Source organism: Arthrobacter sp. 08Y14 (genome assembly GCF_002929455.1).
Classification (GTDB): domain Bacteria; phylum Actinomycetota; class Actinomycetes; order Actinomycetales; family Micrococcaceae; genus Arthrobacter_B; species Arthrobacter_B sunyaminii.
Window position 1 is genome coordinate 856,621 of record NZ_PJIX01000002.1, and the last position, 22,799, is coordinate 879,419.

The window sequence follows — 22,799 nt, forward strand, 5'->3', positions numbered from 1 at the left end:
AACCACCAAGTGAAGGCACTATCGCAAAGGCGACGTCATCCCCTAGCAGCAGTTGCGCTGCTGCTGCTGGGACTCCTCGTTACGGGTGGGCTCTACGCAGCTGTCAGCGGGGCCAATGAGGCCCAGGCTGCCAGCACCGCCTACACGGCCGATGACGAAGACCAGGGCGAGAAGCTCTTCATCGCCAACTGCGCCACCTGCCACGGCATGGACGCATCGGGATCCGCCAACGGTCCCTCGCTCATCGGCGTCGGAGCCGCATCCGTCGACTTCCAGGTCGGCACCGGCCGTATGCCCATGGCCATGCAGGGACCGCAGGCACAGCAGAAGCCCGTTCAGTTCACCGAAGAACAGACCAGCCAGCTTGCCGCTTACGTGGCAAGCCTCGGTGCCGGTCCTGCCGTGCCGGACGCTGAAATCGTCGACGCCGCAGGCGGCAACGCTGCCGAGGGCGGCGAGCTGTTCCGCGTCAACTGCGCCATGTGCCACAACGCAGCAGGCGCCGGCGGTGCCCTGACGCAGGGCAAGTTTGCTCCCTCGCTGGAGGGCGTCTCGGAGAAGCACATCTACGAGGCCATGGTCACAGGCCCGCAGAACATGCCCGTCTTCAACGACGCCAACGTTTCTCCCGAGGACAAGCAGAGCATCATCGCCTTCCTGAAGAACATCGAAGCCAACGGCTCCCCGGGCGGTGCCGAACTCGGCTCGCTCGGTCCGGTTTCCGAAGGCCTGTTCATCTGGACGGCCGGTCTCGGCCTCGTCATTGCTTTCACCATTTGGTTGACCTCCCGGTCTTCCTAGACATCACCCGCGCTCACCCCCCGGGGTGACATCACAGTTACACATAGGTCTATAAATGCAGTTTCAAGAGAAGGATGAGGGGGATCATGGGCGACCATAGTCACGGCAGTCCGAACACCTCGGGCACCGTCGCTACGGCTGGCCAGGACGGCGAAGAGAAGTTCCGGAATCCCGGTCTTCCTCCGCACCGTCCTCGCCTGGCCGATACGAATCCCCAGGCTGAGAAGCGCGCCGAGAGGCAGGTGGCGGCTCTGTTCGTCATCTCCATCATCGGTACGCTCGTGTTTTTCATCGGGTACTTCGGCATCAAGCTCGAAGGCGGCCACACCATTGCCGACATCCGGGTGCAGAACCTGCTCCTGGGGCTGGGTACCGCCTTCGCCATGCTGGGTATCGGCGTCGGTATTGTGCACTGGGCCAAGACGCTCATGCCGGACCACGAAATCACCGAGGAACGGCATGAAATCCGTCCCGAGGAAGACCGTGTTATTGCCGAGAAGATGGTGGGCGACATCATCGAGGAGACGGGCATCAAGCGCCGTCCGCTGATCCGCAACACGCTTCTTGGCGCAATGGTCCTGGCACCGCTTCCGGCCATCGCGGTCTTCCGCGACCTCGGCCCGCTGCCCGGCGACACCCTGCGGCACACGATGTGGGCCGACGGCGTGCACCTGACGCGCGATCCCAGCGGAACCCGGATCAAGGCTTCGGACGTGACCCTGGGTTCGGCCTTCCACGTCATTCCCGAGGGCCTGAACGAATCCGAGCACAAGCTGGAGGAAAAGGCCAAGGCTGTTGTCCTCCTGATGCGCCTGGACCCGGAATCGCTCAACCCCTCCCCCGGACGCGAAGACTGGAACGTGGACGGCATTGTCGCCTACTCCAAGATTTGCACCCACGTTGGCTGCCCGGTGGCGCTGTACGAACAGCACACCCACCACCTGCTGTGCCCCTGCCACCAGTCCACCTTTGACCTCACGCAGGAATGCAAGGTCATTTTCGGACCGGCTGTTCACCCGCTTCCGCAGCTGCCCATCGCAGTCGATGAAGACGGTTACCTGATCGCCACCAGCGATTTCCATGAACCCGTTGGACCGAGCTACTGGGAGCGTGGCTAAACCATGAGTGTTCCCTCCGCTACCCCCTATGAGCCCAAGACCCGTCTTGGCCGCGTCACCAACTTCGTCGACTCCCGCGTCAGCGGTTCGGCCATGGTCAAGGAGCTCGGCCGCAAGGTCTTCCCGGATCACTGGTCCTTCATGTTCGGTGAAGTTGCGCTGTACTGCTTCGTCATCCTGCTGCTCTCGGGCACCTTCCTGACGTTCTTCTTTGACCCGTCCATGGCCGAAACGCACTACCACGGAAGTTATGTTCCGCTGCAGGGCGTTGAGATGTCCGTGGCCTACGAGTCCTCGCTGAATATCTCCTTTGATATCCGCGGCGGCCTGTTCATGCGCCAGGTGCACCACTGGTCGGCACTGCTCTTCGTAGCCGCCGTCTCCGTGCACATGCTCCGCGTGTTCTTCACCGGCGCTTTCCGCAAGCCCCGCGAGCTGAACTGGGTGGTGGGCGGCGTCCTGCTGATCCTCTCCCTGGCTGCAGGCTTCACCGGTTACTCCCTCCCCGATGACCTGCTGTCCGGCAACGGCCTGCGCATCATCGACGGCGTCATCAAGTCGGTGCCGGTGGTTGGCACGTACATCAGCTTCTTCCTCTTCGGAGGCGAGTTCCCGGGCACCGACATCATCGGCCGCCTGTACATGCTGCACATCCTGCTGGTTCCCGCCCTGATCCTGCTGATGATCGCCATTCACCTCTTCATGGTTGTCATTCACAAGCACACCCAGTTCCGCGGCCCCGGCCGTACGAACATGAATGTGGTGGGCTACCCGGTTGGTCCGGTTTACGCTGCGAAGGCCGGTGGATTCTTCTTCATCGTCTTCGGCATCATCGCCATCATCGCCGGCCTGTTCACGATCAACCCGATCTGGAACTACGGCCCCTACGATCCCTCCCCCGTTTCCGCCGGTACCCAGCCTGACTGGTACATCGGCTGGGTTGACGGCGCCCTGCGCCTGATGCCGGGCTGGATTGGCAACATTCCGATGGAGTGGAACATTCCGTTCCCGTGGGGCACCAACACGCTCTCCTTCAACGTTCTGTTCCCGGCGCTGGTACCGGCCGGCATTGTCTTCACGCTGCTGTTCACCTGGCCGTGGATCGAAGCTTGGCTCACCAAGGACAAGCGCGTCCACAACCTGCTGGACCGCCCGCGGAACGCTCCGTTCCGCACCGGCGTCGGCGTTGCCGGCATCATCTTCTACTGCGTCATGTGGGCAGCTGCCAGCTCCGACCTCATCGCCACGCACTTCCACGTGTCGCTGAACGATGTGACGTACTGGCTGCGCTTCCTGGTGATCTTCGGACCGCTGATCGGCTTTGCCGTCGCCCGCCGCATCGCTTTGGCGCTGCAGCGCAAGGACCGCGAGATTGTGCTCCACGGCGTGGAAAGCGGCCGCATTGTCCGCCTCCCGCACGGTGAGTACATCGAGGTTCACGAACCGGTGGACGAGTTCAAGCGCTACAAGCTCGTTGACTTCGACTCCCCCGAAGCGATTCCGGCCCAGCCGGATGCCCGGGGCAAGGTCTCCGGCAAGGAGAAGCTGCGCGGACGCCTCTCGCGGTTCTTCTTCGAAGACCGGGTTGCTCCCGTCACACCGCGCGAGCTCGAAGATGCGCACCATCACGAATCACCCGCTGAAGTTGAAGCGGCTGAGGAAGACCAGAATTCCATCACGAATCGGTAGTCCTGAGCGCTGATACCCAGTACGGCTAAAGGAGCCGGCCAGCATCTGCTGGCCGGCTCCTTTTTTCTTGTGGCCCCGGCTCTTGTCCGGTTACCCGCTGCAAAAGCTTGAGGGGAGGTTCCCGGCAACTGCCGGGAACCTCCCCTCAAGCTTGTCTGTCTTTAATCCACCGTAAGTTGCTAGTCCAGAGTGAACGGGCTCTTTGCCGGAAGCGGGTGCCTGCGCTTGAATGCAGACGGCTCGGCAACCGGGGCGGAACCGATCCCCAGCTTGGTGAAGTCCAGATTGGCGTCCCGAAGCACCACCAGCATGCCCTTGACCGCCTTGGGCACGTCAGGGACGAGACAGAATATGTTCAGTTTTCCGGGAGTGAACTCGCTCTCCTCCACCGTGCCCAGTCCACGCCAGGAAAAGTAGGACGCCAGTGCGGTCCGCGCCTTGTACTCGAGGTACCGGTCGCGTTCCGTGCCCTCGGCGGACTTGAGCGCGTATTGTGCAACAACCCAGAACTGTTCCTCAGCGGGAATTTCCGCATAGCCCAGTTCGGCTGACTTAGCTGCAAAGGCGGCGAACTTCGCGTCGGCAGCGGCTTCGTCGACTCCGGCAGTGGCGCTGCCTGATCCCATGAATCCAACCTTGCCCTGGTTGAGCATGAACTCCTGGGAATCCTCGTCATACATCGCTTCGCGGAAGTGCAGAACCCCCTTGTTGTCGCGCCGGTACATCACGGTGATGCTCATGTAGGTAGCCTTTCTGGCTGGTGTTGATCATTGGGGCTCCGGCCCGCCGCCCTCTGCGACTGGTTGCGGAGGGCGGGAACAGGAGCAGGAAACCGGGAACGGGGCCCTCAGGAGCCTTGGTGCCGGTGCGGATGGTAGGAGCGGGGCGTACGCATTCCAGGCCGCTGCAGGGGCACCCAGAGCTTGTAGCGGTCTGCGCGGTAGTAGGAGACGGAATAGTCCACCATGGTCCGGGACACGTAGGCATGGCGCTGAATCTTCAGCAGGGGCGCGCCGAGCTCAACATTGAGCAGCCGCGCGGTGGAAGCCGACGCAGCAGTCGCTTCGATGGTGTCCTCTCCCCACTCCATCACCATTCCGTAGCGTTCACTGAGCACCCGGTAGAGGGAGGTGGGCGGCTCCTCGTCAAGCATTCCCGGAACGTGGACAGCCGGGATGAAGTTCTCATCAACACTCATGGGCTCGCCGTCGGCGAGCAGCTGCCGGCGGAAGCGGACAACCGGCTGGCCGGGATCGATCTGGAGCTCACGCGCCACCAGACGGGATGCGCCCACCTGCTCGAAGCTGAGGACACGCGCGTCGGGAACCATGCCGCGGCGGGCCATCTCCTCGCTGTAGGACGTGAGCTTAACCTGCAGGTCCAGCTTGGGGCGGGCAACAAAGGTGCCAAGCCCAACCACCCGCTCCAGAACCTCATCCGCCACCAGAGCATCAATGGCCTGCCGCACCGTCATCCGGGCCACACCAAAGTGGTCTGCAAGCAAACGTTCCGACGGAATCGCTGCACCCGCCGTCGCGTGCTCTTCCACAAAACGGCGCAGGATGCCCTGCAACTGCAGATGCTTGGCCACGCCTGTTCCGGTGTCGATCATCTCCTGCATTCCGCGCAGGGCCCGCTCCGTCATCTTTGCCCGGTCCCCGAGTCCGTTCTGACGCGCATTGCGGTCCCTTCCCTTCGTGCTGGTGCTCATCCAAGAATAGCCGGATCCCCGGGCCGCCGTGTCCCGGGCCGGACTCCGCCCAGCACCCGGAGCACCGCCGCCCGGGCGCACGACAAAGGGCCCACAGTTTCCTGCGGACCCTTTGTACCTAGTTCTATGCAGTTATGTTGTGGTGCAAAGCCCTAGTGGGCGTGGGCACCGCGGCTGTACTCGTACACCCAGCCGACCAGCGCGATGAGCGCCAGGCCTGCACTGATGAACAGGACCCACCAGCCAACTGCCAGGCCCAGGAAACCGCCTGCGGCGGAAAGGCCGAGCAGCAGCGGCCACCAGCTCCAGGGGCTGAAGAAGCCCTGTTCGCCGGAACCCTCATGGATCTCGGCGTCGAGCCGGTCTTCAGGACGGGGGCCGACGCGCTTGCCGGTGAAGCCGATGTAGAAGGCAATCATGGCGGACATGCCCGCGGTCAGGAACAGGGCGAGGTAGCCCACGGGTTCCATCCACTCGACCAGGTAGCCGTAGACAACGCCCACCACGAGGAAGAACGGTGCCATATAGGCGAAGAGCTTGGTCTCTACCTTCACTTGGCCTTCTCCTTACGATCAGCAGCGCCCAGAACCTTGCCGGCGGCCGAATCATCGGTCACGGTCTGCTGCAGTTCAGGGTGGTGCAGGTCCAGTGCGGGACGTTCCGAACGGATGCGGGGCAGCGAGGTGAAGTTGTGGCGCGGCGGCGGGCAGGACGTGGCCCACTCGAGCGATCCGCCGAAGCCCCACGGGTCATCAACTTCAACCTTCTTGCCGTGGCGCCAGGTGATGTAGACGTTCCAGAAGAACGGAATCATTGACGCACCCAGCAGGAAGGAGCCGTAGGTGGAGAACTGGTTCATCAGGGTGAAGTTGTCTTCCACCAGGTAATCGGCGTAGCGGCGCGGCATGCCGATAACGCCCAGCCAGTGCTGGATCAGGAACGTGGCGTGGAAGCCAACAAACAGCATCCAGAAGTGGATCTTGCCCAGCCGCTCGTTGAGCATCTTTCCGGTCCACTTGGGCCACCAGAAGTAGAAGCCGGCGAACATCGCGAACACAACGGTCCCGAAGATCACGTAGTGGAAGTGTGCCACCACAAAGTAGGTGTCGGAGACGTGGAAGTCCAGCGGCGGCGAGGACAGGATGATGCCGGTCAGGCCACCGAAGAGGAAGGTGATGAGGAAGCCGATGCTCCACAGCATGGGCGTCTCGAACGTGATGGATCCCCGCCACATCGTGCCGATCCAGTTGAAGAACTTCACGCCCGTAGGCACCGCAATCAACATGGTCATGAACGCGAAGAACGGAAGCATTACGGCGCCGGTGACGTACATGTGGTGGGCCCACACGGTGACGGACAGGGCCGCGATGGCGATCGTTGCGTAGACAAGGCCCTTGTAGCCGAAGATCGGCTTGCGGCTGAAGACCGGGAAGATCTCCGAAACAATGCCGAAGAACGGCAGGGCGATGATGTAGACCTCGGGGTGGCCGAAGAACCAGAACAGGTGCTGCCACAGGATGGCACCGCCGCGCTCGGGGTCAAAGATGTGTGCTCCGAACCGCCGGTCCGCACCCAGTGCGAACAGTGCTGCTGCCAGGGGCGGGAACGCCATGAGGACCAGGATGCCCGTAACCAGCGTGTTCCAGGTGAAGATCGGCATGCGCCACATGGTCATGCCCGGGGCACGCATGCAGATGATCGTGGTGATGAAGTTGACCGCACCCAGGATGGTTCCGAAACCTGACAGGGCCAGGCCGAACACCCATAGATCCCCGCCGACCCCCGGCGAGAACGTGGTGTTGGACAGCGGCGCATAGGCGAACCAGCCGAAGGAGGCGGCACCCTGCGGAGTGATGAAGCCGGCAACGGCAATGGTGCTGCCGAAGAGGAAGAACCAGAAAGCCAGGGCATTCAGTCGGGGGAACGCGACGTCGGGAGCCCCGATCTGCAGCGGCATCATGACGTTGGCAAAGCCGGAGAACAGCGGAGTGGCGAACATCAGCAGCATGACAGTGCCGTGCATGGTGAACAGCTGGTTGTACTGTTCCTTGGTCTGCACAATCTGCATGCCGGGTTCAAACAGCTCGGCACGGATGACCAGAGCCATCACGCCTGCGAGACAGAAGAAAATGAATGATGCGATCAGGTACATGTACCCGATGGTCTTGTGGTCAGTGGAAGTGATCCAGCTGACAATAATGCGCCCCTTGGAGACGGGGACGACGCGCGGTGCAACCTGAGTTTCTTCCGAAGTGTATTCGAGAGTAGTCACAGCTTCCTCCTACCTCCTTACTTCGCTTGATTCTGAGTTGTACACGCGGTCGTACTCGGAACCGACCTGACCGTCGGGCAGGCTAGCCACGTACGCGTCATATTCGGCTTCCGAAACTACCTTGACGTTGAAAAGCATTTCCGAGTGGTACTCGCCGCAGAGTTCGGCGCACTTGCCTTCGTAAGTGCCCTCAATGCCGGGAGTGATGTTGATGTAGTTCGTCCGTCCCGGGTAAAGGTCCATCTTCTGCAGGAAGGCGGGAACCCAGAAGGAGTGCTGCACGTCGCGGGAGTTCAGCTGGAGCTCAACGGTCTGGTTAACCGGCAGGTACAGGGTCGGCATTTCCGACTCTGCCTTCTCCTGGCCGTCCAGGTTCACCTGGACGTTGAGGTCATACTTGTCCTCGGTGACGTAGTTGAAGTCCCAGGACCATTGCTTTCCACGGACGTCCACAACGACGTCGGGGTCATCAACGCGCTCACTGATGGCGCGGATGTCCTGATCCGTGAAGTAGAACAGCACCAGGACCATGAACAGCGGAATGGCCGTGTAGAAGATCTCCAGGGGCAGGTTGTAGCTGAGCTGCCGCGGGTAGCCGGTTTCATTCTTCCTGCGCCGGTAGGCAATGATGCACCAGAGAATCAGCGCCCAGGTGAGCACGCCAACCGCCAGTGCCGCGATCCATGAATTGACCCAAAGGTCCATGATGCGGCCGGTGTGGTTGGTAGTGTCGCGCTCCGTGGGCAACCATCCCCGTTGGGCTTCTGCTGAACAACCCGATAAAAACAACGCGCCGGCCGACGTTACGGCTGAGATCTTAAAGATCCTGGCGCGTCGGCTGCTGGTTCGGTCCTGCGAACTCACAGACGGCCCTTCCTCTTGTTACGTGCAAGTGCGGCACAGCGGACAGACGAATCCCCCAGCTGCGCACGATCAGTTTTACTACTACGTGTAGAGCTTACCCGCACGCGTGGCCATCCAGTGACAGACCGCACCGCGTCCTTGGCAAAATACCGTGTGTTACGGCCAACAGCCGCACGGCCCCGTCAGTGAAACGGGGCCACGGGACGCAGCTTAGTGGAACGAGTCTCCGCAGGCGCACGAGCCGCCTGCGTTGGGGTTATCGATGGTGAACCCCTGCTTGGAAATGGTGTCCTCGAAGTCGATCGAGGCGCCGGACAGGTACGGAACGCTCATCTTGTCCACGATGACCTCTACGCCGTCGAAGTCGCGGACAGCGTCGCCGTCCAGGACACGCTCGTCAAAGTAGAGCTGGTAGATCAGGCCGGAGCAGCCGCCGGGCTGAACGGCCACGCGAAGCCGCAGGTCGGTCCGGCCTTCCTGCTCCAGGAGGCTGCGGACCTTTCCCGCAGCAACATCGGAGAGTGCAACTTCATGGGTGGGCAGCTCTGCTTCGGGAGCGGCTGCCGCATCCACGCTGGTGCCGGTTTCGCTGGTGGAAGTGCTCATTGCTTCTCTCTTTCCTCACGTGGACCGTGCACGGGAGGGCAGTTGCTCCCCCGAAGGCTCCGGGCCAGGTCCTTCTCCATGGTACGTCGGTGCTTACACCCAGACGCAACGCGTCCGGGCACGAAAAGATTTCCATGCCCGGACGCGGCGGCGTCTTCAAAAGAGCAGGCTAGGACTTCGATGCCTGACCGAGGCTGGCCAGCAGCAGTGCTTCGGCGAGCACGGCGTTACGGAAATCACCCAGGTCCAGTGACTCGTTGGCGCTGTGGGCACGCGAATCCGGGTCCTCGACGCCGGTAATCAGGATCTGCGCCGACGGGAACAGCTCCGTCAGGTCGGCAATGAATGGAATGGAGCCGCCCATGCCCGATTCCACCGGCTCGACGCCGTCCCAGGCTTCGCGCAGTGCCCACAGGGCGGTGCGTGCCGCCGGAGCAGAGGTGTCTGTGGCGAACGCCTGCCCCTGCTCCCCCGGGATGAAGGTGACCTTCGCTCCGAACGGCGCGTGTGACTGAACGTGGCGTTCGACGGCGGTCATGGCCTCCCCCGGATTCTGTCCCGGTGCCAGGCGAAGACTGAACTTGGCGCGGGCCTTGGGCTGAATGGTGTTCGAGGACATGTCCACGGACGGAACGTCGATGCCGATGATGGACAGCGCCGGCTTGGTCCACAGCCGGGACGCGATGGACCCGGTACCGGCCAACTGCACGCCGTCGAGCACCGAGGAATCCGCACGGAAGTCCGCTTCGGCATATTCCACGGCGGCGGTGTCGGAGGACGCAAGGCCCTCAATGGCGACGTCACCGGCGTCGTTGTGGAAAGTGGAGATCAGGCGCGCCAGCAGCGTGGGCGCATCCAGCACCGGCCCGCCGAACATGCCCGAGTGCACGGCATGGTCCAAAACCTGGACCTCCACCGTGCCGTCCACCAGTCCGCGCAGGCTGGTGGTCAACGCCGGGACGCCCACTTTCCAGTTGCCGGAGTCCGCCACCACAATGACGTCCGCTTCGAGCAGATCGCGGTAGGTTTCAAGGAAATCGCGGAACGTGGGAGAACCTGCTTCTTCCTCGCCCTCGATAAAGAGGGTGATGCCGACGCCGGAGTCCTCCCCCAGCACCGTATCCAGCGCGCGGAGGGCACCAATGTGAGCCATGATGCCGGCTTTGTCATCGGCGGCCCCGCGCCCGTAGAGCCGTCCGTTGCGCTCGGTGGCGACAAACGGCTCCGTCTCCCACAGGGACAGGTCCCCGGGAGGCTGGACGTCGTGGTGCGCGTAGAGCAGGACTGTCGGCTTCCCGTCCCGGGCCGGGCGGCGGGCGACGACAGCGGGGCCACCTGGTTTGCCGTTATTGTCCACCCGCAGGATCTGCACATCGGTGAGTCCTGCCCCGCGGATCAGGGCTGCCACTGCCTCGGCGCTTTCATTCAGGCGTTCCGGGTCAAAGGAGTCCCACGCGATGCCGGGGATCGAGACGAGGGACTTGAGCTGCTCAACCGTGCGGGGGAAATCAGCTTCCACGGCGGAGCGCAGAGCATCCACATCCACTGACGGCGAAGGGGTTTCTGGTATCAAAGTCATAACAAAACAGTACATGCGCCCCTGCCGGGGCAGCATAGGGACTGTTAACCGGTTCCGAACCCGGCCGCTGAAGGCCGGCGTCAAGGTATCCTAGAGGGGTGTTCGGACGAAAGAATGAAGCGCCCACCGCGCAGGAAACTGTGGACCAGGCTGCTGCGGCAGCCCAGACCAGCTCAGCCCGCACGGCCGCGGGGAAGGGAGTTCCCACCCCCAAGCGCCGGGACCAGGTTGCAGCGCGCCAGCGCCCGCTGGTCCCCACAGACCGCAAGGCGGCGAAAAATGCCAGCCGTGAAGCGATGCGCGAGGAACGGCTGAAGACCCGCGCCGCCCTCGACACCGGCGACGAGCGTTACCTTCCGCTGCGTGACAAGGGACCCCAGCGCCGGTTTATCCGCGACGTGGTGGACTCCCGCTGGAACCTCGGTGAATTTGTCATGATCGCCGCCCTCGTGTTTGTGGTGGTCAGCTTCATCCAGAACCTCACAGTGCAGAGCATCGTCATGCTGGCCTTCTGGGTATTGATCCTGGCCGTCATCCTCGACAGCTTCATCCTGCGGGCGATCATCCGCCGCCGCCTCACCGAGAAGTTCGGCAGCCCCAATTCCGGTGACGTCTGGTACGGCGTCTCCCGCGCCCTGCAGCTGCGCCGCTTCCGCCTTCCGAAGCCGCAGGTCAAGCGCGGCGAAAAGCCCGCTTAATTTAGGTTCTGCGAGCCGGTCTAGCTTGGCTGCGCCTCAGGACTCAACGACATAAAGGAAGGGTTGCTTCCCCGGTACTCCGGGAAGCAACCCTTCCTTTTGTGTATTACTTCCCTGAGCGCGCCAGCTGCCGGTTGATCCGGGCCGCCCAGAACGGACCTTCATAGAGGAACGCGGTGTAGCCCTGCACCAGGGTGGCTCCCGCGGCCAGGCGTTCCCGCACATCCGCAGCTGTTTCGACTCCGCCCACGGAGATGATCACCGGACCGTTGGGGCCGAGGGCGGCGTGCAGCCGCTGAAGGACTTCAAGGGACCGGCGGCGCAGCGGAGCACCGCTGAGCCCGCCCACTCCGCAGTCCATCACCTTGTGCGGGTCCGTCACCAAATTCTCGCGGGTGACGGTGGTGTTGGTGGCGACCACACCGTCGAGGCCCAGGTCCAGGGCAAGCCGGGCGACGTCGTCGATATCCTCGTCGGTGAGGTCGGGAGCGATCTTCACCATCAGGGGAACGTGCCGGCCGGCCGCGGCGTCAGCGGTCTCGGAGACGGCGGAAAGCAGGGGGCGCAGGGAATCAATGTTCTGCAGCAGGCGAAGCCCCGGGGTGTTGGGCGAAGACACATTGACCACCAGGTAATCGGCCTGGGGAGCAAGTTCCCGCGTGCTTGTCAGGTAATCGTCCACCGCATCGGCCAGGTCCACGGTTTTGGTCTTGCCGATATTGACGCCAATGATTGGCCGGTTTTGGCCCCAGGCCCGCTCCAGCATGCGACGGGCACGCGCCACGCGCGGAGCAACAGCGGCGGCGCCGTCATTGTTGAAGCCCATCCGGTTAATGACGGCCCGATCTTCGACCAGCCGGAAGAGCCGGGGCTTCGGGTTGCCCGGCTGCGCGCGGCCGGTTACCGTCCCGATTTCCACGTGGCCAAACCCCATGTTGGTCAGCGGAACAATACCCGAGCCCTCTTTGTCGAAACCTGCGGCCAAACCGAAGGGTGACGGGAAATCCAGTCCCAGAGCCCGCACTCGAAGCTTCGGGGACGGCCGCATGAAGCGGCGCATTACCGGTCCGGCGGGAGTCAGAGCTGCCGCCTTGATGAGGTCAAAACCGATTTTGTGGGCCTTTTCAGGATCCATGCCGGAGAAAACAACACGGAAGAAGGCGGGATAAACGCGCATGGTTTCATGGTTCCACCGCGGGGTCGCCGTGCCAAATTCCGGGTCAGCGCCGGATGGACGATGACGCACCCGCCTGCAGATATAGGAAGATGGAGTGATGGATGCGCAGTGGAGACCGGACTTCCTCGGGAACGGCTTCCAATGCCTGACCCTGGACCTTGGCGAAGACGAAGAGGGTCCCGTTGTTGCCACCCTGGTCTCCCATACGCCTGCGCCGCCGCCTCCGCCCACCTTCGGCGGCCGGGCACGGGAACTTCTGCACCGGCTGCACGCCCCCGTTCCGGCCGAACCGGTGCAGGCCGTCCTCTACATTCACGGCTGGAGCGACTATTTTTTCCAGACCGAGCTGGCGGACTTTTGGAGCGGACTGGGGGTGGCCTTTTACGCGCTGGACCTGCGCAAATACGGCCGCAGTCTTCGTCCGGGCCAGTCCGAGGGGTACATCACGGACCTGCAGGAGTACGACGCCGACATTGAGGCGGCAATGGCCGCCCTGACCGAGCACATACGGTCCCGCCGGGGAGCAGACACGCCGGTGCGGATCAGCCTGATGGCCCACTCCACCGGCGGACTGGTGGCCTCACTCTGGGCGCACCGGAACCCCGGCCGCATTGAGGCACTGATCCTGAACAGTCCGTGGCTGGAGCTCGGAGGCTCCTGGATGGTGCGCAACGCCACCGCCGGACTGCTGGAGCCGCTGGTCCGGCTGCGGCCCAAGGCCCGGCTGATGGTTCCGGAGTTCACCAACTACTGGCGCAGCATCAGCCGGGAAGGCGACGGCGAATGGGATCTGGATCCGGCGTTCCGGCCGCCAGCCGGCTGGCCGATCCGGGCCGGCTGGATCAGGGCGGTGCTCAACGGCCATGCCCAGGTGGCGCGGGGGCTGGATATCAGGGTTCCGATCCTGCTCCTGGCTTCCGCCACCTCCACGGTGGCCGTCTCCTGGAATGAGGCCATGAAAACCTCGGACAGTGTCCTGGACGTAACCCTCATGGTTCAGCGGGGCCTGCTGCTGGGCCCCCAGATCACTGTCTGCAGATTCGAAAACTCCCTGCACGACGTACTGCTCTCAGCCCTGCCGGTCCGTCGCCGGGTCTACGGGAAGATCGAGCAATGGGCACGGGGCTTTGTGCTCCTGTCCCCGCCGGACCGCCGCCGGTAGAGCCCTAGGCCGGAGCGGCCTGATCCACGGCTCCGCCGTAGCGCCGGTCCCGCCGGGCGTAGATTTCCACTGCTTCCCACAGGGTGCGGCGGTCCACATCCGGCCACAGGGTGTCCATGAACACCATCTCCGCGTAGGCGGACTGCCAGAGCATGAAGTTGGACAGCCGCTGCTCGCCTGAGGTCCGCAGGAACAGATCCACATCCGGCAGATCAGGTTCATCCAGATACTTCTGGATGGTTTTTTCCGTGATCGAGCCGGGGCGCAGTTTCCCGCGCGCCACGTCGGCGGCAATTGCTGACACCGCGTCGGTGATCTCGGCGCGGCCGCCGTAGTTGACACACATGTTCAGGGTGCACACCGTGTTGTCTTTGGTGGCTTCCTCGGCGATTTCCAGTTCCTTCACCACGGACTGCCACAGGCGGGGCCGGCGCCCGGACCAGCGGATCCGCACGCCCCATTCGCTGAGCTGGTCCCGCTGCCGGCGCAGCACGTCGCGGCTGAAGCCCATGAGGAAGCGGACCTCTTCCGGGGACCGTTTCCAATTCTCGGTGGAGAAGGCGTAAACGGATACGTGCCGGATGCCCATTTCCACGGCGCCCGCCATCACATCCAGCAGGGCCGCCTCGCCTGCCCGGTGTCCTTCCGTTCGCGGCAGTCCGCGCTGGTTGGCCCAGCGTCCGTTGCCGTCCATCACGATTGCCACGTGCCGGGGCACCAAATCGGCGGGCACGGACGGCGGGACCGCACCGGAGGGGTGCGGTGCGGGACGCACCGGTGCTTGGGACTTCGAACGCACGTTCAGACACGCTCCACATGTTGAAGGGATTTGACGACCCGTTCCAGGTGCCATTGAAGGTATCCGCCGACGAGGCCGGCGGATTCGCGCCGCGCCTGCTGTCCGGCGGCATCGGCGGTTGGCCAGTCTCCGGAGAGCAGGGCTGCCAGCAGCACCATGGTGTCGGGTGAGGGGGAGGCCGATCCGGGCGGACGGCAGGCCGAGCAGACGGCGCCGCCCAGGGCAGCGGAGAATGCCGTGTGCGGACCAGGGGCACCGCAGCGGGCACAGACGGTGAAACTCGGCGCCCAGCCGGCCGTGGCCAGAGCCCGCAGCAGATAGGAGTCCAGGATCAGCTCCGGAGCGTGGGCTCCGCGGTTCAGCGCCGCCAGGGCACCGATGACCAGGTGATAGTGGGCGTTGGCGGACTCGCCGTCGACGTCGGTCAGCCGCTCAGCAGTTTCGGCGATGGCGGCCGCGGCAGTGTAGCGCGCATAGTCAGAGACGATGCCGTGCCCGTAGGCGCCCAGCGTGGTGGCCTGCGTTACGATATCCAGGTTCCGCCCGGAAGACAGCTGCAGGTCCGCCACCATGAACGGTTCCAGCCGGGCACCGAACTTGCTCGAGGTCCGCCGCACACCCTTTGCCACGGCGCGCACCTGCCCGTGGCCGCGGGTGAGCAGCACCAGGATCCGGTCCGCTTCGCCCAGTTTGTGGGTGCGCAGGATGACACCCTCGTCCCGGTATGTCCGGGATGCAAATGATTTTCCTGCCACGAACCCTATTTTCCCACGGTTTGGTGCTGCTGCGGCGCACCCGGGCCCACGGCTCCGGCGCGCCGCTGCAGCACGCTCTGTGTCAGGCCCGGTCGCGGATGGCCCGGTTCACTGCCGAAATCACTGCCTTGAGCGCAGACATGGTGGTGTTGGCGTCGATGCCGACGCCCCAGAGCACCCGCTCCCCCACAGCCAGTTCCACGTAGGCCGCTGCCGCGGCATTGCCGCTGGCGGACAGGGCATGCTCGGTGTAATCCAGCAGCCGCACGTCGATGCCGTCCTCACCGAGGATTTCCAGCAGGGCGGCGATCGGGCCGGTGCCGGAAGCCGTGCGCTTCTGCTGCACTTCCCCGTTCATCAGCACGGCCGTCATCTTGAAGGTGCCGTCCTCCGCCGTGTCCGCGTTGACCGACAAGAGGGCGTAGTGTCCCCAGGGTTCGCCGTCGGACTCCGGGGTGGAGGGCAGGTACTCATCCTGGAACACCTTCCACAACTCGGCGCCGGTAATCTCGCCGCCGGCGGTGTCGGTGCGGCGCTGGACCACGCCCGAAAATTCGATCTGCGCACGGCGGGGCAGGTCCATATTGTGCTCGTTCTTGAGCAGGTAGGCCACGCCGCCCTTGCCGGACTGGCTGTTCACCCGGATCACGGCCTCGTAGGTGCGGCCAATGTCCTTGGGATCGATCGGCAGGTACGGCACCGCCCAGGGAATGCCGTCCACCGTGGTGCCCGCGGCGGCAGCATCCTTTTCCATAGCCTCGAAGCCCTTTTTGATGGCGTCCTGATGTGAACCGGAGAAGGCGGTGAAGACCAGGTCTCCGCCGTAGGGGGAACGCTCGGGGACGGGCAGCTGGTTGCAGTACTCGACGGTGCGGCGCACGTGGTCGATGTTGGAGAAATCGATCTCAGGGTCGATGCCCTGGCTGAACATGTTCATGCCCAGCGTCACCAGATCCACGTTGCCGGTGCGCTCTCCGTTGCCGAAGAGGCAACCCTCGATGCGGTCGGCGCCGGCCAGATATCCCAGTTCGGCGGCCGCCACCCCTGTGCCCCGGTCATTGTGCGGATGCAGGGACAGGATAATGGAGTCGCGGTTCGCCAGGTTGCGGTGCATCCACTCGATGGAATCGGCGTACACGTTGGGCGTGGCCATTTCCACGGTGGCCGGCAGGTTCAGGATCATCTGCCGGTCCGGGGAAGCCTCCAGGACTTCGGCGACGGCGTTGGAGATGCGCAGGGCGAAGTCCAGTTCGGTTCCGGTGTAGGACTCGGGCGAGTATTCGTAAGTGACGTCGATGCCGCGCAGCTGCTCTTCATACTTTTTGCACAACCGGGCACCGGTGAGCGCTATGTCCACGATCCCGTCCTGATCGGTGTTGAACACCACTTTGCGCTGAAGGATCGAGGTGGAGTTGTACAGGTGGACGATCGCCCGGTCCGCACCCTCAAGGGAATCATAGGTGCGCTCGATCAGGTGTTCGCGGGACTGGGTCAGGACCTGGATGGTGACGTCATCGGGGATACGGTCCCCCTCGATCAGCTGGCGGACAAAGTCATAGTCCAGCTGGGAAGCGGACGGAAAGCCCACCTCAATCTCCTTGTAGCCCATTTCCACCAGGAGGTCGAACATCTTGTGTTTGCGTTCCGGGCTCATCGGGTCGATCAGGGCCTGGTTGCCGTCCCGCAGGTCCACGGCGCACCAGCGCGGGGCTTTGGTAATGAGCTTGTCCGGCCACGTGCGGTCAGGCAGCTCAAAGCTGACCTGTTCCTGATACGGAACGTATTTGGAGACGGGCATTCCCGAGGGCTGCTGTGCATTTCGCATGTCTGTGGGGCCTTTTCTAGGAGTTCAGAAGAGCGGCCGGGCAACACAAACTCCGCAGCGAGGGGTCGGCCTATACGTTGGATATGGCCTCGCCGCGGCAGCTAAGGAGAAGGAGCTCTGCGCGCACGTGACCACCCTAACAGCGCAGCAGGGGCCAACCCAATTATTAATTGCCGAATGCAGTCTGGCACGTAACCTGGGCGGCGGTCTGTCCGGACAGGCCGCCCACATCGCCGGCACTGGGCATGGTGTTTCCGGCGGCGAAGTCCTCACCAACCTGCACACTCACGCCATTGACCAGATTGCTGGCAACAACCTGGACAGCCGGGATGCCCAGAGCGGCAGCCACCTGCTCCGCCATTTCCTGATATCCGGGTCCGTAGAAAACCTGGGTGGCGGGACTGGAGACAGCCGCCTGTCCCCCCGCGGACGCCTGGGCGTATCCCTCGGAGAGCAGGTAGGCGGCGAGTTCCTGGTCGCGGCTGCCGGCGTCGCCGCTCTTCCCGGTGGCGTCCAAAATGGTGACCGGAACAGCCGCGGGGTCAATGACAGCCGGTTCTTCCGGCGCTGCCGGAGGAACCGTTCCCTCATCAGAGGGACTTTCCGGGGCCGGCTCCGGAGTGGGCTCGGTGATGTCCCGGTCCTGCACCAGGGCTTTGAACAGCGGCGTGGCCGCCGCTTCATCCAGGACCAGGCGGTTGTTGTCGTATTCATAGGGAACCACCGGCGCCGTCACGAACGCGACGCGGTCCAGGTCAACATCCTTCAGCCGTCCGGCCAGAGCGATGAGCGAGGAAACTTCGGTCAGTTCCTTGTCCACCGTCAGGTTGCGGGTGACGGTTTCAGCAATGGAGTAGAGCTTGGGAAGGTTGTTCAGCGTGCCTTCTTCGTTGACCTTGCGCACCATGGAGGCCAGGAAGCTCTGCTGGGCGCGGATGCGGCCCTCATCGCCGCCGTTGCCAAAGCCGTGGCGGGTGCGCAGGAAGGCAAGCGCCTGGTCGCCTTTGACGCTGCTGACGCCGGCGGGAAGGCTCAGCCCGGACAGTTCATCCTCCACGGGCTGGTTTACGCAGACCTCCACGCCGCCCAGGGTGTTGGACAGTTCCTTGACCGCGTTGAAGTCCGCCATCATAAAGTGGTCCACGCTCAGCCCGGTGAGCTCGTTGATGGCGGCGACGGTGCACCCCGGCCCGCCGTTGCCCAGGGCTCCGTTGAGCTGGCCCAACTCCATGGCCGGATAGACGTCGCCGGTTTCCGGGTCCAGGCATTCCGGCAACGGCACCAGCAGGTCACGAGGGAAGCTCACCACTGTGACATGGGACCGGTCGGCGGCCATGTTGACCAGCATCATGACGTCGGAATTGTTGCTGTCCTGTCCTTCTCGGTTGTCCGTGCCCAGGACCAGGATCTGCAGCGGATCGGTGTTGGCGTCCACCGGGAGGGCGGATTCCTGATTCGAGCCGAGGTTCAGCGGACGGGTCTCGAAGTTCTGCTGCAGCCGGATGGCCTGCACGGCCACGAACACCAGTCCGGAGACCAGCGTCAGTGAAAGCACCAGGGCGATCGTCCGCAGCACCGGGTGTCCGACGCTTCGGCGGCCCAGATGCCGGCCGCCCGGAGCGGCTGCCGGGGAGAGGCCAAAAGCTGAGTTTCCGGAGGGCCCGGCACCTGTATCGGCACGGCGAGATGACATGAGCCGGTCCCCTTCAATAATTCGCGTTCAGCAGTTCAATCGGTGGTGCCGGCAGTTGCATCTGCGCCCGCGGCAGTTCAAAGTGTACGCGGCGCCCCTGAGAATCATCTCCAGGGGTGCCGCTGCACGGTGGAGCTAGAAGCCAAGTTTTACCAGTTGCTTGGGGTCCCGCTGCCAGTCCTTGGCAATTTTCACGTGCAGGTCCAGATAAATCCGCGTACCCAGCAGTGCCTCGATGGCCACGCGTGCATTGGTGCCGACTTCCCGGAGCCGGGCGCCGCCCTTGCCGATAATGATGGCCTTCTGCGAGGACCGCTCGACGTACAGGTTTACCCTGACGTCCAGCAGCGGATTGTCATCCGGACGCCCCTCGCGCGGAACGATCTCGTCCACCACCACGGCCAGCGAGTGGGGAAGCTCATCCCGTACGCCTTCCAGGGCAGCCTCGCGGATGAGCTCGGCAACCATCACGGCCTCAGGCTCATCGGTGAGCTCCCCGTCCGGGTAAAGCGGCGGGGACGACGGCATGTAGCCGGCAAGCACTTCGGCCACAGTGTCCACCTGGAAACCGTCAGCGGCGGATACCGGCACCACGTCAGCCCATCCTGCTTCGCCCAGGACCTCGTTGCCCAGGGCGGTGACGGACATCAGCTGCTTGGCCAGGGCGGCCCGGTCCACCAGGTCCGTCTTGGTGACCAATGCCACGACGGGCTTATTCTTCAGCGCTGCCAGCTGCTTGGCAATGTAGCGGTCACCCGGACCCACGGCTTCGTTGGCCGGCAGGCAGAACCCAATGGCATCCACTTCGGCCAAGGTGTCCGCCACGAGGTCATTCAGGCGCTTGCCCAGCAGCGTGCGGGGGCGGTGCAGGCCGGGGGTGTCCACCAGGATCAGCTGGGAATGCTCGCGGTGCACAATGCCGCGGATCGTGTGGCGGGTGGTCTGCGGCTTCGCCGAAGTGATGGCAACCTTCTGGCCCACCAGGGCATTGGTCAGGGTGGACTTGCCGGCATTGGGCCGGCCCACCAGGGAGACAAAGCCGGCGCGGAACTGTGGATCAGTCATTACGTGGTACCAATTCTGTTGAGGAGACGCGGGATGAGGCCCTGCCGTCGTCGGAATGTGTTTCTGGATCGGCGTCGTCGGGCTGTTTCCAGGCGATGATGTGGGACACCCGGTTGCGGCGCCCTTCCAGGCGCTCGGCGTGCAGGACAATGCCGTCAACCACCACTTCGCTGCCCACAATGGGCACGCGGCCCAGCGCCTTGGCCAGCAGACCTCCCACGGTGTCCACTTCATCGTCCTCGAGGTCGACGTCGAACAGCTCGCCGAGGTCATCGATGCCGGCACGGGAGCTCACGCGGTAGCGGCCGCCGCCGAGGTTTTCAATTTCAGGCCGTTCGGAATCATACTCGTCCACGATCTCGCCCACGATTTCTTCAATCAGGTCCTCGAGCGTGACCAGGCCTGCGGTGCCGCCGTACTCATCGATAACCACCGCCACATGGGTGGACTCACGCTGCAGCTCCTGCAGCAGTTCGCTGACCGCCTTGGACTCCGGTACGTAGCGGACGCCGCGGGCAAAATCCTCCACGCGGTGCTGCCCCGGCTCCCCCGAGCCGGAATGCATCTGCGCCGCCACATCCTTGAGATAGAGGATGCCCACAATCTGATCTGCGCTGTCCTCGATCACCGGTACGCGGGAGTACCCCGAGCGCAGGAACAGTGACATGGCCTGGCGCAGGGTGGAACCGGCCTCAATGCACACCATGTCGGTGCGCGGCACCATCACCGAACGGACCTTGGTGTCACCGAGTTCGAAGACCGAATGGATCAGCTCCGCTTCGGTGTTCTCGATCATGTCCGCCTCCGAGGCGCGGTCCAGCAGCTCACGGAATTCCTCTTCGGTAAAGAACGCGGCGTCCGGTCCCTGTGTGCCGGGAGCAACGGCGGTGCCCAGCCGGACGAGCCATCCGGGAACCGGGCCCAGGACAACCCGGAGGAAACGCACCAGCCCGGCGGTAAGGACAACGACGGCGGTAACGTGCTTGCGGCCGATCTGGCGGGGAGAGACTCCCACCAGAACAAAACCGATGGCTGCCATGACCACGGTGGCCAGCAGCCCTGCCAGCCAGATGTTGTCCAGGAGCATCTGGAACAGGGTGGCCACTGTGACAGCGGTGGCCATTTCGAACCAGACGCGCCAGAACCGGAGCGCATGCATGTGCGCCACCGGGTGCTGCAGGATCCGGCGCAGCGGTTTGCCCGCCTTGCCCTGCAGCAGTGCTTCGGCTTCATGCCGCGGAAGGTATCCGTAGGCGGATTCCGCGGCAGTGAGCAAGCCTGCCAGGACCATGAAGGCCACGGCCATAAAAATCAGCAGGGCAACGCTCAACTGCGCGTCTCCTTCGGAGCCTCACGGCCCAGATAGGAGGACAAAAGCTCACGCTGGAGGCCGAACATTTCCTTTTCCTCTTCGGGTTCCGCGTGGTCGTACCCGAGCAGGTGCAGCACACCGTGAGTGGTCAGCAGCAGCAGCTCTTCCTGCATGCCGTGGCCGGCTGTTTTTGCCTGCACGGCGGCTACCTGCGGGCACAGCACAATGTCGCCAAGAACACCGGCAGGTGTCGGACGTCCCGGGACCCCCGGACGCAGCTCATCCATGGGGAAGGACAGCACATCGGTGGCGCCGGGAATGTCCATCCACTCGATGTGCAGCTTCTCCATGGCTTCCTCGTCCACCAGGATGATGGACAGCTCCGCTTCCGGATGCACGTAAAGGCTTTCCAGGAGGTAGCGTCCCAGCCGGGACAGTTCCTCTTCGTCCACCTCGACGGCGGATTCGTTGTTGACTTCGATGCTCACTTGGCCGGACCCCGTCCTGCTGCGGCTCCGCGGGCAGGGCCCGCTGACGACGCGCGCCGGGACTCGTCCCATTCGCTGTAAGCGGTGACAATGCTGCTCACGAGGGAATGCCGGACTACGTCCGAGGCATGCAGTTCCGAGAACGCAACGTCATCAATGTCGCCGAGGATGTCGTGGACGATGCGCAGTCCGGAGGCAGTGCCGCCGGGCAGGTCCACCTGGGTCACGTCTCCCGTTACCACCATCTTGGAGCCGAAGCCCAGGCGGGTCAGGAACATCTTCATCTGCTCCGGTGTGGTGTTCTGGGCTTCATCCAAAATGATGAAGGCATCATTGAGCGTGCGTCCGCGCATATAGGCCAGGGGCGCAACTTCAATGGTTCCGGCAGCCATCAGCCTGGGAATGGAATCCGGGTCCATCATGTCGTGCAGGGCGTCATACAGGGGACGCAGGTACGGATCGATCTTGTCGCTGAGCGTTCCGGGCAGGAAGCCAAGCCGTTCGCCGGCTTCGACAGCCGGGCGGGTCAGGATAATCCTGTTGACTTCCTTCTGCTGCAGCGCCTGGACGGCCTTTGCCATGGCCAGGTAAGTTTTGCCGGTGCCCGCGGGTCCGATTCCAAACACAATGGTGTTTTCATCAATCGCGTCCACATAGTTTTTTTGGTTCAGCGTCTTGGGACGGATGGTGCGGCCGCGGGTGGAGAGGATGTTCTGCGTCAGGACTTCCGCCGGGCGCTGGGCGCTCTGGTCCCGGAGCATGGTGATCAACTGCTCCAGCAACTGGGGCGTGACCTTGGTCTGGCTCCGTGCCAGGATCCGGACTTCGTTGACGAGACGGAGGGTCAGTTCAACAACAGCAGCGGGGCCCGAGATGGAAAGCTCGTTGCCGCGGACGTGAAGATTGGCCTCCGGGTAAGCGGACTCAATGATCTTGAGCGCCTCGTCGTTGGCACCCAGAGACTGGACCATGTGTTCCGTGGAATCAAAGATGATGGTCTGGCGATCCAGTCCGATGGTGCCAATTCCTGAGGATTCAGTCATATATTCGGCCTTCCCAGGCCTTTCATCGCCCCTTTGAAGAGTGAGTTGTTTGTGCTTGGTGTGGTGCCCCGGCCTAACAAGTTATGGGACCGGCAATCGGGAGCTCGGCAAGTTAAGACAGGCACTTCAATATTACTTGATA

Annotated in this window: 21 protein-coding genes; 5 read left to right on the forward strand and 16 right to left on the reverse strand. The window is 63.5% G+C overall.

All coding sequences use genetic code 11. From position 1 onward, the window contains the following. Positions 1-9: 9 nt before the first annotated feature. From CXR03_RS10495 to CXR03_RS10505, 3 genes are all read left to right on the forward strand, one after another. Entirely contained in the window at positions 10-801 is a 792-nt protein-coding gene (locus CXR03_RS10495; protein WP_104103732.1) for a cytochrome c, read from the forward strand. A gap of 86 nt (positions 802-887) precedes the next feature. After that, positions 888-1,919 carry a ubiquinol-cytochrome c reductase iron-sulfur subunit gene (locus CXR03_RS10500; protein ID WP_104103733.1) on the forward strand — a complete coding sequence of 344 codons (1,032 nt, stop codon included), beginning with the start codon at positions 888-890 and terminating at the stop codon, positions 1,917-1,919. A 3-nt stretch (positions 1,920-1,922) separates the two neighbouring features. Continuing rightward, positions 1,923-3,608, forward strand: a complete 1,686-nt coding sequence (locus CXR03_RS10505) for a cytochrome bc complex cytochrome b subunit (RefSeq protein ID WP_104103734.1) — start codon at positions 1,923-1,925, stop codon at positions 3,606-3,608. Between the two features lie 179 nt (positions 3,609-3,787). Here CXR03_RS10505 and CXR03_RS10510 read toward each other — a convergent pair whose 3' ends face one another. From CXR03_RS10510 to CXR03_RS10540, 7 genes are all read right to left on the reverse strand, one after another. Further along, a complete protein-coding gene (locus CXR03_RS10510) occupies positions 3,788-4,348 on the reverse strand; it encodes a hypothetical protein (RefSeq protein ID WP_104103735.1) in 561 nt (186 codons plus the stop codon). 107 nt (positions 4,349-4,455) lie between these two features. Further along, on the reverse strand, positions 4,456-5,229 hold the full coding sequence (locus CXR03_RS10515) for a GntR family transcriptional regulator (protein ID WP_258073627.1): 774 nt from the start codon (positions 5,227-5,229) through the stop codon (positions 4,456-4,458). 242 nt (positions 5,230-5,471) lie between these two features. Continuing rightward, a complete protein-coding gene (locus CXR03_RS10520) occupies positions 5,472-5,873 on the reverse strand; it encodes a cytochrome c oxidase subunit 4 (RefSeq protein ID WP_104103737.1) in 402 nt (133 codons plus the stop codon). Then, the gene (gene ctaD, locus CXR03_RS10525) at positions 5,870-7,591 is read right to left on the reverse strand and encodes a cytochrome c oxidase subunit I (protein ID WP_104103738.1); all 1,722 of its coding nucleotides are present in this window, start codon (positions 7,589-7,591) and stop codon (positions 5,870-5,872) included. The genes CXR03_RS10520 and ctaD overlap by 4 nt, the downstream gene beginning before the upstream one ends. A 9-nt stretch (positions 7,592-7,600) precedes the next feature. Next, entirely contained in the window at positions 7,601-8,455 is an 855-nt protein-coding gene (gene coxB / locus CXR03_RS10530) for a cytochrome c oxidase subunit II (RefSeq protein WP_104054100.1), read from the reverse strand. A gap of 210 nt (positions 8,456-8,665) precedes the next feature. Then, positions 8,666-9,061 (reverse strand): iron-sulfur cluster assembly accessory protein, encoded by a 396-nt coding sequence (locus CXR03_RS10535; RefSeq protein WP_104054099.1) that lies wholly within the window; start codon positions 9,059-9,061, stop codon positions 8,666-8,668. Between the two features lie 169 nt (positions 9,062-9,230). Next, the gene (locus CXR03_RS10540) at positions 9,231-10,640 is read right to left on the reverse strand and encodes a dipeptidase (RefSeq protein WP_258073592.1); all 1,410 of its coding nucleotides are present in this window, start codon (positions 10,638-10,640) and stop codon (positions 9,231-9,233) included. A 98-nt stretch (positions 10,641-10,738) separates the two neighbouring features. On the opposite strand from CXR03_RS10540, the gene CXR03_RS10545 reads away from it, so the two are divergent. Beyond that, the gene (locus CXR03_RS10545) at positions 10,739-11,338 is read left to right on the forward strand and encodes a DUF3043 domain-containing protein (protein WP_104054098.1); all 600 of its coding nucleotides are present in this window, start codon (positions 10,739-10,741) and stop codon (positions 11,336-11,338) included. Between the two features lie 106 nt (positions 11,339-11,444). Here the strand turns inward: CXR03_RS10545 and CXR03_RS10550 are convergent, their stop codons facing one another. Beyond that, on the reverse strand, positions 11,445-12,515 hold the full coding sequence (locus CXR03_RS10550) for a quinone-dependent dihydroorotate dehydrogenase (RefSeq protein WP_104103739.1): 1,071 nt from the start codon (positions 12,513-12,515) through the stop codon (positions 11,445-11,447). 97 nt (positions 12,516-12,612) lie between these two features. Here CXR03_RS10550 and CXR03_RS10555 point away from each other — a divergent pair, with 97 nt between their 5' ends. Next, a complete protein-coding gene (locus CXR03_RS10555) occupies positions 12,613-13,677 on the forward strand; it encodes an alpha/beta hydrolase (protein ID WP_104103740.1) in 1,065 nt (354 codons plus the stop codon). Positions 13,678-13,681: 4 nt separating this feature from the next. Here CXR03_RS10555 and CXR03_RS10560 read toward each other — a convergent pair whose 3' ends face one another. The 8 genes from CXR03_RS10560 to CXR03_RS10595 all read right to left on the reverse strand — a co-directional run bounded on the left by CXR03_RS10560 (position 13,682) and on the right by CXR03_RS10595 (position 22,657). Further along, on the reverse strand, positions 13,682-14,476 hold the full coding sequence (locus tag CXR03_RS10560) for an isoprenyl transferase (protein ID WP_237688578.1): 795 nt from the start codon (positions 14,474-14,476) through the stop codon (positions 13,682-13,684). A 2-nt stretch (positions 14,477-14,478) separates the two neighbouring features. Next, positions 14,479-15,231 carry a DNA repair protein RecO gene (gene recO, locus CXR03_RS10565; RefSeq protein ID WP_104103741.1) on the reverse strand — a complete coding sequence of 251 codons (753 nt, stop codon included), beginning with the start codon at positions 15,229-15,231 and terminating at the stop codon, positions 14,479-14,481. 82 nt (positions 15,232-15,313) lie between these two features. After that, the gene (gene leuA / locus CXR03_RS10570) at positions 15,314-17,056 is read right to left on the reverse strand and encodes a 2-isopropylmalate synthase (RefSeq protein WP_104103742.1); all 1,743 of its coding nucleotides are present in this window, start codon (positions 17,054-17,056) and stop codon (positions 15,314-15,316) included. A gap of 166 nt (positions 17,057-17,222) precedes the next feature. Next, the gene (locus CXR03_RS10575) at positions 17,223-18,749 is read right to left on the reverse strand and encodes an LCP family protein (RefSeq protein WP_104103743.1); all 1,527 of its coding nucleotides are present in this window, start codon (positions 18,747-18,749) and stop codon (positions 17,223-17,225) included. Positions 18,750-18,884: 135 nt separating this feature from the next. Then, complete coding sequence (gene era / locus CXR03_RS10580) at positions 18,885-19,814, reverse strand: GTPase Era (protein ID WP_104054091.1); 930 nt, start codon at positions 19,812-19,814, stop codon at positions 18,885-18,887. Then, complete coding sequence (locus CXR03_RS10585; protein ID WP_104054090.1) at positions 19,807-21,144, reverse strand: hemolysin family protein; 1,338 nt, start codon at positions 21,142-21,144, stop codon at positions 19,807-19,809. Before CXR03_RS10585 ends, era begins: the two co-directional genes overlap by 8 nt. Further along, positions 21,141-21,614 (reverse strand): rRNA maturation RNase YbeY, encoded by a 474-nt coding sequence (gene ybeY / locus CXR03_RS10590; protein WP_104103744.1) that lies wholly within the window; start codon positions 21,612-21,614, stop codon positions 21,141-21,143. The genes CXR03_RS10585 and ybeY overlap by 4 nt, the downstream gene beginning before the upstream one ends. Next, positions 21,611-22,657: a PhoH family protein gene (locus CXR03_RS10595; RefSeq protein ID WP_104054088.1), complete on the reverse strand. Its 1,047-nt coding sequence runs from the start codon at positions 22,655-22,657 to the stop codon at positions 21,611-21,613. Before CXR03_RS10595 ends, ybeY begins: the two co-directional genes overlap by 4 nt. Positions 22,658-22,799: the final 142 nt, after the last annotated feature.